At 37.5% G+C, this 12,460-nt stretch carries 11 protein-coding genes; 5 read left to right on the forward strand and 6 right to left on the reverse strand.

Annotated features, from left to right (window positions below):
- Positions 1–51: 51 nt before the first annotated feature.
- The gene (gene asnS / locus CLV94_RS08435; RefSeq protein ID WP_121375957.1) at positions 52–1,485 is read right to left on the reverse strand and encodes an asparagine--tRNA ligase; all 1,434 of its coding nucleotides are present in this window, start codon (positions 1,483–1,485) and stop codon (positions 52–54) included.
- A 187-nt stretch (positions 1,486–1,672) separates the two neighbouring features.
- Between asnS and CLV94_RS08440 the strand changes: the two genes are divergently transcribed.
- From CLV94_RS08440 to CLV94_RS08450, 3 genes are all read left to right on the forward strand, one after another.
- Positions 1,673–2,446 carry a sensor histidine kinase gene (locus CLV94_RS08440; protein WP_121375958.1) on the forward strand — a complete coding sequence of 258 codons (774 nt, stop codon included), beginning with the start codon at positions 1,673–1,675 and terminating at the stop codon, positions 2,444–2,446.
- Complete coding sequence (locus CLV94_RS08445) at positions 2,409–3,128, forward strand: LytR/AlgR family response regulator transcription factor (RefSeq protein ID WP_121375959.1); 720 nt, start codon at positions 2,409–2,411, stop codon at positions 3,126–3,128. The genes CLV94_RS08440 and CLV94_RS08445 overlap by 38 nt, the downstream gene beginning before the upstream one ends.
- 111 nt (positions 3,129–3,239) lie before the next feature.
- The gene (locus CLV94_RS08450; protein WP_121375960.1) at positions 3,240–5,510 is read left to right on the forward strand and encodes a cation:proton antiporter; all 2,271 of its coding nucleotides are present in this window, start codon (positions 3,240–3,242) and stop codon (positions 5,508–5,510) included.
- Between the two features lie 127 nt (positions 5,511–5,637).
- On the opposite strand, the gene CLV94_RS08455 is transcribed toward CLV94_RS08450, so the two are convergent.
- The 3 genes from CLV94_RS08455 to pyrH all read right to left on the reverse strand — a co-directional run bounded on the left by CLV94_RS08455 (position 5,638) and on the right by pyrH (position 9,655).
- Positions 5,638–8,136, reverse strand: coding sequence for a DUF5686 and carboxypeptidase-like regulatory domain-containing protein (locus CLV94_RS08455; protein ID WP_121375961.1), 2,499 nt, complete (start codon positions 8,134–8,136; stop codon positions 5,638–5,640).
- A 177-nt stretch (positions 8,137–8,313) separates the two neighbouring features.
- A complete protein-coding gene (frr, locus tag CLV94_RS08460) occupies positions 8,314–8,877 on the reverse strand; it encodes a ribosome recycling factor (protein ID WP_121375962.1) in 564 nt (187 codons plus the stop codon).
- A gap of 70 nt (positions 8,878–8,947) precedes the next feature.
- Positions 8,948–9,655, reverse strand: coding sequence for a UMP kinase (gene pyrH, locus CLV94_RS08465; protein WP_121375963.1), 708 nt, complete (start codon positions 9,653–9,655; stop codon positions 8,948–8,950).
- 124 nt (positions 9,656–9,779) lie between these two features.
- Between pyrH and CLV94_RS08470 the strand changes: the two genes are divergently transcribed.
- Together CLV94_RS08470 and CLV94_RS08475 are read left to right on the forward strand one after the other, a co-directional pair.
- Positions 9,780–10,391, forward strand: coding sequence for a thioredoxin family protein (locus CLV94_RS08470; RefSeq protein ID WP_121375964.1), 612 nt, complete (start codon positions 9,780–9,782; stop codon positions 10,389–10,391).
- Positions 10,391–11,125: a phytanoyl-CoA dioxygenase family protein gene (locus CLV94_RS08475; protein WP_121375965.1), complete on the forward strand. Its 735-nt coding sequence runs from the start codon at positions 10,391–10,393 to the stop codon at positions 11,123–11,125. Before CLV94_RS08470 ends, CLV94_RS08475 begins: the two co-directional genes overlap by 1 nt.
- Position 11,126: 1 nt before the next feature.
- On the opposite strand, the gene CLV94_RS08480 is transcribed toward CLV94_RS08475, so the two are convergent.
- Complete coding sequence (locus tag CLV94_RS08480; RefSeq protein WP_121375966.1) at positions 11,127–11,756, reverse strand: YiiX/YebB-like N1pC/P60 family cysteine hydrolase; 630 nt, start codon at positions 11,754–11,756, stop codon at positions 11,127–11,129.
- Positions 11,757–11,759: 3 nt separating this feature from the next.
- Positions 11,760–12,458, reverse strand: a complete 699-nt coding sequence (gene truB, locus CLV94_RS08485) for a tRNA pseudouridine(55) synthase TruB (RefSeq protein WP_121375967.1) — start codon at positions 12,456–12,458, stop codon at positions 11,760–11,762.
- Positions 12,459–12,460: the final 2 nt, after the last annotated feature.

Raw genomic sequence — 12,460 nt, forward strand, 5'->3', positions numbered from 1 at the left:
TTAAGATAAACTTGTGCCATTTTTGATATGATTTATATAGTGTCTTGATTCCTAAAACTCGGCATTTCCAGGAGTTCTTGGGAACGGAATTACGTCCCTGATGTTGGTCATTCCAGTTACGAACAAAACCAATCTTTCAAATCCAAGTCCGAAGCCGCTATGGACAGCAGAACCGAAACGACGAGTGTCAAGGTACCACCAAAGTTCTTCTTCGTCGATTCCTAAAACTTTCATCTTTTCTACTAAAACGTCATAACGTTCCTCTCGCTGAGAGCCTCCAACAATCTCTCCGATGCCTGGGAAAAGGATATCCATTGCGCGGACAGTTTTGCCGTCTTCGTTCAACCGCATGTAAAATGCTTTGATGTTTGCTGGATAATCATATAAAATTACCGGACATTTAAAGTGCTTTTCTACCAAAAAACGCTCGTGCTCTGATTGCAAATCAGCACCCCATTCTTCAATGATATATTGGAACTTTTTCTTTTTGTTTGGTGTCGAATTCTTTAAAATATCGATCGCTTCGGTATAAGAAACACGTTTGAAATTGTTTTCTAAAACGAAATTTAGTTTTTCTAACAAAGTCATTTCGCTTCTTTCCGCTTGCGGTTTTGTTTTTTCTTCTTCCAATAAACGGCCTTCCAAAAACTTCAAATCATCGGCACATTTATCCATGGTGTATTTGATCACGTATTGGATAAAATCTTCTGCCAAATCCATGTTATCGTCTAAATCATTAAAAGCGACTTCTGGCTCAATCATCCAGAATTCAGCCAAATGGCGCGATGTATTAGAATTTTCTGCTCTAAAAGTTGGTCCGAAAGTATAAATCTGACCCAACGCCATAGCAAAAGTTTCTCCTTCTAATTGTCCAGAAACCGTCAGGTTGGTGTGTTTTCCGAAGAAATCTTTTTTATAATCGATATGACCTTCTTCTGTTTTTGGTAAGTTGTCTAAAGGCAGGGAAGTCACTTGGAACATTTCTCCAGCGCCTTCTGCATCAGCTCCAGTGATTACTGGCGTGTTTACATACACAAAACCTTTTTCTTGGAAATATTGATGTACTGCAAAAGACAATACAGAACGTACTCTCATGATTGCCCCAAAAGCATTCGTTCTTACACGTAAATGCGCATTGGCACGCAAAAACTCAAGGGTATGTTTTTTCGGCTGCATCGGGAATTTTTCTGGATCAGAATCACCCAAGATTTCCAAACTGCTTACTTGAATTTCATATTTCTGTCCTGCACCTTTGCTTTCTGTCAAAGCACCTTTCAGGGCCACGGCTGCACCAGTCGTTATTCGCTTCAAGGTATCTGCAGGAGTATTTTCAAAATCAACCACACATTGGATATTATTAATAGTCGAGCCGTCATTTAAAGCAATAAATTGATTATTCCTAAATGTTCTAACCCATCCTTTTACATAAACTTCCTGCATTGTCTGAGCGCTGTTCAATAGCTCTTTAACTTTTGTGTGTTTCATTTTTAATTGTTATAAAATATTCTTGAATTGTTCTTCTGTGAGACAAAAAGAGGTCTTTTCGCAAAACAGAACGCAAAGATAGTAAAAAATTCAGTCCACAGATTTTAGATTTCAGATGCTAAACGCAATGGCAACATAAGTAGAGAGGGTATTTCATTTTTTTATCTAATTTTACAAAAAAAATAAAATGAAAACCAATGTCCTGATCTCGAACACGCTTTATGTTATTGGGATTATTTTCATCATAATTCTTATCACTGTAGCTGTCGTGCTGTTGTACAAATTAAAGAAGGCAAAAGCTCAAAAGCAAGAATTTGAAGAAAAATACAATTCGCTCGAATTGAAGGTCAACGGTTTGAAATTAGAAACGCTCGAATCAAAATTAAATCCGCATCTTTTTAAAAACATATTGAATTCGATACAATCGCATGCTTACCAGACCTATCATGCGCTTGATAAGTTGGCGAATGTGCTCGATTATATTTTATACGAAAGCCAAAAGAAATTTGTGTCTCCTAGAGAAGAAATCGAATTTGCCTTAAACCTGATTGAAATCAACAAGATTAAAGTCAGTCCGCTTTTTGGATTGAAGGTAAAAACCAAAATCAAGGAAGATGAATTGCTATACGAACAGCCGATTTTAGCGCCGATGGTTTCTATTGATTTGATAGAAAATGCTTTTAAGCATGCAGATCTAAAAAGTCCGGATGCTTTTATTTCCATTGTTTTTGAATTTAAGGATAGCTGTTTTTATCTTACGGTTTCGAATAAGATATCCGACCATAAGACCTTGAAAAAAGACAATAGCGGTTTGGGTTCTAATACGTTAGACCAGCGATTGAAAATAATTTACAATAATAATTACAAGCTCGATAAATTTATCGAAGATGATGTTTATATTGCTCACCTAAAAATAAACTTACTTGAATACAAAGCTCAAATGCTTGCTGCTGGACGATGAATTGCCAGGATTGACGTATCTCAAAATGCTTTGCGAGCAGATTCCTGAACTGGATGTCGTGAAGGCATTTGACAATCCCGAAAAATTGCTTGCCGAAATGTCAAGCCTTGATTTCGATCTCTGTATTACGGATATTGAAATGCCAAGGATAGACGGGCTTAGTGTGGCCAATCTTTTAAAAGACAAAATGGTAATTTTTACGACAGCCTATAAAGAATATGCTGCGGATGCTTTTGATATTGAAGCAGTCGATTATATTACAAAACCTGTAAAAAAAGAACGTCTGCAGAAAGCGGTTGTCAAGGCTTTGGAAAAGATGAACAAGAAATCGTCCAACAAAAAGTTTACGCAACTGAATACAGACAAGGGAAAAGCCTTGCTGTTTTTCGACCAGATTATTTACATACAACCTTCTGAAACCGACAGCCGCGATAAGGAAGTTTTGATGAAAGATGGAAATATAATTCTGCTCAAAAACATAACTTTTGCCAAGTTGCTCTCGCAGTTGCCGAAAGCCGATTTTTGCAGGATCAACAAAAAAGAAATTATAGCAATGAAAGCTGTGAAATTCTTTGCCCATGATGAAATCACGACAACTATCCTAGATAAGAACGGGAAAAGTCTTGTCTTGTTTTTGAGTGATATTTACCGTTCGGATTTTCTTTGCAAAGTCAATATTTAAGTTTCGTTACAAATTTTTTCCTTCTTATTACAATTGCCCTAAACTATTTTACAAAATCAAATTGTAAGAAATTTTCAATGCAGATATTTGTGCCTACAAACGACTTACCCAATGCAAAAACACAAAAACTCTATTTTCTATGTTGTCCTCATAGTTGTTTTCTCTGGTATCATTTATTGGTTTTTAGACCAAGGAAAACACCTGCAACACGGAAAAACAATAATCGAAAAAACTTCTGACAAATCACAATGGGCAGAATTTGTTGATTCGATGCAGCATAGCTTGCAACATCCTTTGGCCATTTTACTAGCCCAAATCTTGACGATTATTTTAGTGGCACGGTTTTTTGGATGGATTTGCAGGAAAATCGGACAGCCTTCGGTTGTCGGAGAAATCATTGCCGGAATTGTGCTCGGACCTTCCTTATTAGGATTGTATTTTCCAGAATTTAAAGAAACTCTTTTTCCAGCAGCGTCTCTTGGGAATTTACAATTCTTGAGCCAAATCGGATTAATCCTTTTCATGTTTGTTATCGGAATGGAGCTGGATTTGAAAGTCTTACGAAATAAAGCCCATGAAGCAGTAGTTATAAGCCATGCCAGCATCATTTTCCCCTTTACATTAGGAATCGGATTGGCTTATTTTATGTATGATACTTTCGCTCCTGAAGGCGTAGCTTTTTTATCTTTTGCTCTTTTTTGCGGTATCGCGATGAGCATCACGGCTTTCCCGGTTTTGGCGAGAATCGTGCAAGAACGAGGCATACACAAGACGAAATTAGGAAGCATCGTTATTACTTGTGCTGCAGCAGATGATATCACGGCTTGGTGCATTTTAGCGGCGGTTATTGCTATCGTAAAAGCAGGATCTTTTGTAAGTTCCTTATACATTATTGTTTTGGCTGTGACGTATGTTTTCTTGATGATTATGATCGTAAAGCCTTTCTTGAAAAGAGTTGGCGATTTATATTCTTCTCGAAAAACATTAAGCAAGCCGGTTGTTGCTATTTTCTTTCTAACGTTGATCATTTCTTCGTATGTGACAGAAGTCATCGGAATCCATGCTTTATTTGGAGCTTTTATGGCAGGCGTAATTATGCCTGAAAGTGCCAAGTTTAGAAGTATTTTCATTGAGAAAGTAGAAGATATTGCTCTGATTGTATTGCTGCCATTGTTTTTTGTATTCACGGGCTTAAGAACCGAAATCGGACTTTTGGACGATCCGTATCTGTGGAAAATCACGGCTTTAATTATTGCAGTAGCAGTCGTTGGAAAATTCTTGGGAAGTACATTGGCGGCAAAATTTGTCGGGCAGAATTGGAGAGACAGTCTTTATATCGGAGCCTTGATGAATACTCGTGGCTTGATGGAATTAATCGTATTAAACATTGGCTACGAGCTAGGCGTGCTTTCTCCGATGATCTTCACGATGATGGTCATCATGGCTTTAGTGACGACATTTATGACTGGGCCTGCTTTGGACCTGATTAATTTTATTTTCAAGACTAAAAACTCGATTATTCCTGAAACTATCAGCAGTAAGATAAAATATAAGATATTGCTTTCTTTCGCTATTCCAGATAGAGGAATTGCCTTGCTGAAAGTAGCCAATAGCTTGGTGCGAAAACAAAACGGGAATGCCATTGTAACAGCCATGCATTTGTCGTCAAGTAACGAATTGCACGGATTTGATGCGAGTCATTATGAACAAGAGGTCTTCAAGCCAATCGTCAATGAAGCTGAAAATCTCGACCAGAAAATCATCACGCTTTTCAAAGCTTCGGTAGATATCGATTCAGATATTACTGAAATCGCAAACCAAGGCGAATTTGACTTATTGTTAATCGGATTGGGACAGTCTATTTTTGAAGGCACGTTGCTGGGAAGAGTTCTAGGATATACGACTCGAATCATAAATCCCGATAGGCTGATTGATAAATTTACTGGAAAGGAAGGTTTGTTTGAAAACTCTCCTTTCGATGAAAGGACGCGTCATATCGTTGCTTACAGCAAAATGCCGGTAGGTATTTTAGTAGATAAAAACCTAGAAGAAATCGACCAGGTCTTTATGCCATTATTTTGTGCCGAAGATCGATTTTTGATAGAATATGCCCAAAAGTTAATCCATAACAATGGTTGTCAAGTTACCATCTTGGATCCTACGGGAGAAATAAAAAACAATTCAGAAATTAAGGAAAGCATCCGTTCTATCGAGCAGATTGCTCCAAATCATATTGCCATGTCAGGCGAGAAAACCATGAAAAAAGAATTTCTTGAAAGACAAGACCTGATGATTATCAGTCTTGAAAGTTGGAAGAAATTGGTTGACTCACAGAGCGTTTGGTTAAATAATACGCCTTCTGTGTTAATTATTAAACCATAAATTTTAAAAGTCCTAACTTTTGTATCGGATTAAATACTTATAAAGATTACGTTGTTATTAATTCTAAAAACCTGCCCAGCTAAACTCGGCAGGTTTTATATTTATAAGAAGTTTATGAAACAGCACCTTAAAAACCTAAATTTAGGATAAAGGTCAATTTGATAGAAAGATTATCTTCAAATTTGGCCAATTGATTCGGACCATAACGGTAAAATCCAGACAATCCGAAGGCTTTGTAGATTTGATTCAGCTCGATTCCCGATTCAAAATAGCCATCTCTTAAGGTTTTGTAATTAAGTCCGATATGCTGTTCTGGTTTTTCCATATCACCCCAAGCCATTCTTGAAACCAAAACTAGAGAAGGCTTGATTCCTTTGAAAACGGTGACTCTTTTAAAGCCGTGTTTGAATTGGAACATCACATATTTGCTAGAGAAAAATTCGTTGAAATACATCGTCTCAAAACTGTTCTTTCCTGCAATCGTGATTCGTTCAATTAGTTTTTCTTTCGTAAGGCTGTTCGGAGAGGTATTGTAAAGATGTGAAATCGGCACATCGCCTATCGCATAACCAGCTTCCATTAAAAGTGCTGTCCTTTGTCCGTTTAGATAGCGTTTTTCATATTCTGCTCTCAAATCTATTTTAGAGAAAGTAAAATCATTTTCAAAAACCTTTGGCAATGATTGCGTGAATTGGAATGTGAATTTCGGATAGCGTTTTTCTATTTCTAGCTTCCCTGTAGGCGTCTGCATATAATCGCTAAAAGGATTCCATTGCAGCGAAACCATTGCAGTTGTCATGTCGTAGTTAGTATACGATTTTCCATCTACAGTATAGAGGTAGTCAAACTTAGGCTCAATCCTGCTATGCGTAAGCTGCCAGATACTTTCCGTTTTAGGAAGGATTTTAGTTTCAATATAACCTCGCCACGTTTTGTGGTTATAGAAAGTACTTAAGTTGATCGGACGAGGATCATAAATTTTAAAAACCCTCTTGTCGATGGCAAAAGAGGTACTCGCAATCTCTCGCACATCATCCGTATAGCCTCCTCCAATCCATGAATTTGAAAAGATACCCACGCGAACCGCTCCGCCAATGCTGTATTTGAAATCGCCATCCTTGGTTCCGTAAGCCGTATAACCGTCTAGGCGGTACTTATTTGAAAATCGCTCGTTCGTAATACCTCCCAAGCCAACTCTGAAGCCTTCGTAGTTGTTATAGCTTAAAAGATAACGCAGATCCATATCCACTGGCCCAATAGGAACGTATCCATTTAATATTTTTCGACCGAAGCGAAGTTTTTTCTCCAAACGTTCTTTTTGGGCGATGCTATCCAGAGCAATGTAAGTTCTTTCGCTTCGAGTATCGAGGCTGTCTTTTCTGTAGCTGTTCCAGAAAGAATCGTCTTTTTTTATGGCGTCATCCTTTACTTCGATATAAATGGCAGGATGTTTTATTTTTACAGGAATGTTCTGTTGCCTGTCGAAATTATAAGATTTAGAAACCAGGTACGTAAAATCGGAAGCGTCTTTTTTTCTTGTCGTATTGTTACTGTCAAGATCGCCTTCAAACTTGATTGTACCGCCTAAGATACGGATGTCGTCGTCGTTTTTTCCTTTTACGATTTTAAACTCTTTTTGCGTTGGGAACCAGATTTTTTCATTTTCGAGATATTCAAACTCGTGTGTTGCCGAAATATCCAATACGCCACGGATTCTCATGATGGCTTTGGCAATAGCAAAGTTTTCTTTATCGATGTAGACAACACCTTCTAATCCCGATGATTTTCTTTTCTTTCTCGGCTTGAAATAAATCATGTAAGTGTCGCGGTTTTCGACTTTCACGGTGTCTAATATTCTAAAACGGTAATCTGCAAAAGCATCTGGCGCTATAGGGCTATTGTATTTGGTCTCAAATAATTCGTATTTAGGATCGTAAACCGAAAAAGATTGGAGGTTAAAAGCAATGATTTCGTAAATTGGATTTTTAAGTCCCGCCATTTTTGTTCCCAAGATCGTTTCTTTCAGCTTTTTGTTGCTGAATTGGAATTGAGATACTTTTTCGGTCTGGAATAAATGCTGGCGGTCGATAATCTTCTTGAATTTATAATTCGTAGAATCGACTTCCTTGAATTCTTTTCCGTAATACCTTTCTACAAAGACAGAATCAATACTTCCGTCGATAGAATCTGGATTGGCAGAAACAATTAATTTGTTATAAGACTTGAACTGGAAGCTTTGTAACTTTTGTTGCGGATCGTTATCTTTTTTATTTTTTATGGCTTGGCGAATAATTGCATTCGCAGGATTTTCTTCCGAAGAAAGTACAATTTCGCTTAAGTTTTCTGATTTTGGAGAAAGCAGAATTTCATAATACTTTTTGTTGCGATCTCCTAGTATCGTCTTAGGGCTATATCCGATGTAAGAAATCGTGAAAAAGGTAATCTGATTTTCATCTTGAAGCAAGAATTTTCCGTCTACATCAGTCACTGTAGCTCTATTATTGCTGGATATTGTAGCAAAAGGAAGCGGTTTTTTGGTGCTTTCATCCTTCACGATTCCAGAAATCTGAAATTGTGCTTGCACGGAAACAGAAAGAAGGAAAAATAAAAAAGTTAAATGCTTCATAGGGTTATGTAACAGACGAATAGATGGTAGTTTTGTTACACGTTGCAAAAGTAAGTGACTTCTGTAAAAAAATCCACTATTTAAGGGGATTTTAATATTTGGCAGCATAAAATAAACGTTCAGATATAAAAAAGCCGGATAATTATCCGGCTCGTATATTTTAGAATGTAAAAAGAATTAAACTTTCATAATTTCAGCTTCTTTAACGGCTAAAAGCTCGTCTACTTTTTTAATAAAAGCATTGGTCAGGTTTTGAACTTTATCTTCAGCTGTTTTGCACATGTCTTCTGAAGTTCCTTCTTTTTCTAATTTTTTGATGTCTGTATTAGCATCTTTACGTACGTTTCTGATTCCGATTTTTGCATCTTCGGCTTCTGATTTGGCTTGTTTTACCAAGTCACGACGGCGCTCTTCTGTTAAAGGCGGCACGCTGATGATGATTACATCGCCATTGTTCATCGGATTAAAGCCGATGTTTGCAATTTGAATTGCTTTTTCGATTGGCTGCAACATGCTTTTTTCGTAAGGCTGAATCGTAATCGTTCTTGCATCGGGAACGTTGATGTTCGATACTTGGCTAAGCGGAGTCGCAGCGCCATAATAATCAACAAATACGCTTCCTAACATAGCAGGACTTGCCTTACCAGCACGGATATTCAAGAATTCTTTTTCAAGATGAGCAATTGAACCTGACATCGATTCTTCAGTGCTATCTAATATAAAATCAATTTCTTCAGTCATTTTTATCTAGAATTTCAGATTTCAGATTCAGATTCAGCCATTCGACTGCTATCTTGATTCTGTTTTCTAATTATACATTAACTACTGTTCCTATATTTTCGCCTTCGCAGATTTTCAAAAGATTTCCTTTTTTGTTCATGTCGAAAACAACAATCGGTAGGGCATTTTCTTGGCTCAGCGTAAATGCTGTCGTATCCATTACGTTCAGTCCCTTTTTTAAGACGTCTTCAAATGAAATAGTATCGAATTTCACAGCATCTGCGTTTTTCTCCGGATCAGAAGTATATACTCCATCGACGCGAGTACCTTTCAAGATTACATCGGCATGAACTTCAACACCTCTTAATACGGCGGCTGTATCTGTCGTGAAATAAGGATTTCCTGTTCCCGCTCCGAAAATTACGATTCTTCCTTTCTCCAAATGGCGAACCGCTCTTCTTTTGATATACGGTTCAGCAATAGCTTCAATTTTCAAGGCAGTCTGTAGACGAGTCAGCATTCCTTTGTCTTCAAGAGCTCCTTGAAGCGCCATTCCGTTGATTACGGTAGCTAGCATTCCCATATAATCACCTTGAACTCTGTCCATTCCATTGCTGGCTCCGGCTACACCGCGAAAAATATTTCCTCCTCCGATTACAATTGCAATCTCAACGCCTCTGTCATGAATTTCCTTGATTTCATCTGCATATTCGGCTAATCTTTGCGGATCGATACCGTATTGTCTGTCGCCCATCAAGGCTTCTCCACTTAATTTTAGGAGTATTCTTTTATATTTCATGCGCTGATTTTGTTTTTCGCTTAAGTTGTGCAAATATAGTCATAATCTGTTTTTTTGGAATAAGTTGGCAAAAAAAAAGTATTTTGGGTTTTTAGAATTAATTTTGCAGTACTAAATCGAGAATATGGAAGAGATTATCAAGGCCAGTCTGCCTAAAAGCTTGACTTATTTTGAATATAGAAAACTGGTTACAGATTTGCTTTTAGAGGGAAAATCTACAGGTCCAATCCAGACAGATGATCTGTTGCATTATAGCAAGCTGAACGAAACGAGAATGAATCGCTTGGAAAAGACGATTGTTATTTCTCCAGAAAATACGGAAAGAATTAATCTCTTAAGAAGAAAATATATCTGGCTTGTAATTTCGGAAAGTTGGTGTGGCGATGCGGCACAGTTGCTTCCGATCATGCACAAAATGAAGGTGTTGTCAGATAACATCGATTTTAAGATTGTCCTTCGTGATGAAAATCCTGCATTGATGGATAAATTTTTGACGAATGGCGGAAGATCTATTCCAAAATTAATTGTCTTGGATAAAGAAACATTGGAAGTTTTGGCAGATTGGGGTCCAAGGCCGAAAGAAGCATTCGATTTGATTAAAAATTATAAGGAAGAGCATGGCGTTATCGATGAAAAAATTAAGACCGAACTGCAAATGTGGTACTTGCATGATAAAGGCTTAAGTACTCAAAATGAATTAATCGAACTTATGCGATTGCTTGAAATTCAAGAATAATGAGCTACAAAGAAAATGGTTATCTGCTTTTAGAGAATTTCTTTACGGAAACGAACCTGTATGCTATTGAAAAAATCCTATATAAATTTCACGAAAAGTGGATGGTAGATAATGCCTCAAGTTTTGAAAAAGGAGTTTTAAATAGCCATAGCCTGACTTCAGGAAATTATTTGGATATGGAAGAAAAAACAGCGCTTTTCCAATTTATTTCTCAACAAAGCATTCAAGAAATCATTGATACAATTTATACCGATACCCCCGTTTTCTTAAATACGCAGCTTTTTTTCGACCCGAAAGATAATAGCCAGAAAAATTATTGGCATCGCGATATCCAATACACTGGGCTGACAGTGGAAGAGCAAAAACAGGCCATAAAACATCAAGATGTAGTTCATTTCAGGATTCCGATGAAAGCGGAATTAGGGATCGAATTAATACCAAAAACACATCGCGAATGGGACTTGCCTCACGAATTTGATGTCAGGAATTCATTAAATAATTCGAAACCAAGCGATGATTTGGAAAGAGGAAAGACAATCCAGCTAAATCGTGGCGACTTGCTTGTTTTTTCTGCCAATATGATCCATCGAGGAATTTATGGAAAAGATCGCTTTTCTTTTGACGTAATTTTTTGCAACAATATTCCTGAAATCAAGCGCTTTATCGACCAAAGCAATTATCCGTCAGAAGGAATTTTGAAAAAGCTGAAAAATAAAGAACTATTCCGTTCGTAGGCTATTTTAAAGTTCCGAGGATATAAATCTTGTCAGAAGTAGACATTCCGCCTGGATTACAGCCTGGTTTTCCTTCAGGAATCTCGCTTCCAATTTGCTTGTAATACTCTACCCAAGCCGGGAAAAAGTCATTGGTTCCAGGTTCTTTGTAGGTCATCGGAAACAATTGAAAAAAAGGTTTTTCTTTGTTCGCCTTTTTAAAAGCATCGTAGATTAATTCTGAACAATAATATTTCCCATTATCGTAAACATAATCATCGTCATACGGAACCCCGACTTGCTTTAAAGAAAAAGAAATCGCTTCAGGAATCAACTTGCTGTATTTCTTTTTGACCCTGCCGATGTACATTGGTTTGGAAGTGTTTTTAGAAAATTTTTCTAAGGTGTTCAATCGCACGGCAGCACCAGCGGCTTCAATGATATATATCGTGTCATTTTTCTTGTAGACCAATCCCATATGGCTGAAATCGTTTCCTTTATAACCTTCGGTCACAGCTTCAATAGCATCGCAAAGCGGACCACAATCCATATCTTGAAAAATAAAATCGCCTGTTTTTAAGTCAGAAGGCTTTATTTGAGAATAAGAAATAAAAGAGAAAAAAAGGACGGATAATAAGAGCAACTTTTTCATAATCTATTCCGTTTTTTCAGAAAGTGAATCTACAAAAGCTTCTAAGCCGTAACCGTTTTTTACATCATAGTCACCGATTTTTGTTCTTCGCAGCGCGGTAAGATGTCCGCCAGAATGCAGTGCTTTTCCAAAATCAAAGGCTAGCGAACGGATATAAGTCCCTTTGCTGCAAACCACTCTAAAGTCAATTTCGGGCAAAGCAATTCGTGTAATTTCAAATTCGTGGATTGTTGTTTTTCTAGTCGGAATTTCAACTTCTTCTCCATTTCGGGCATGCTCGTACAAGCGAATTCCGTCTTTTTTCAGGGCAGAAAAAATAGGAGGACGCTGGTCGATTTCGCCTAGAAACTGCTTTACCGTTTCATGAATCAGCTCTTCTGTGATATGTTCTGTCAGGAAAGTTTCGTTGGTTTCAGTCTCTAAATCATACGAAGGCGTGGTTGCGCCAACGGTAATCGTTCCAGTATATTCTTTAGCCTGGCCTTGCAGTTCGGTAATTCTTTTGGTGAATTTTCCGGTACAGACCAAAAGCAATCCAGAAGCCAAAGGATCTAAAGTCCCAGCATGACCAATCTTGATTTTTTTCAAGCCGAGTTTGCTCTTCAAGGCCCATTTTAATTTGTTCACCGCTTGAAACGATGTCCAATTCAAAGGCTTGTCAATTAATAAAACTTGGCCGTCTTGAAAATCTTGTGCTGTCAATG

Origin of the sequence: Flavobacterium endophyticum, assembly GCF_003634455.1 — a bacterium.
Taxonomy (GTDB): Bacteria; Bacteroidota; Bacteroidia; order Flavobacteriales; family Flavobacteriaceae; genus Flavobacterium; species Flavobacterium endophyticum.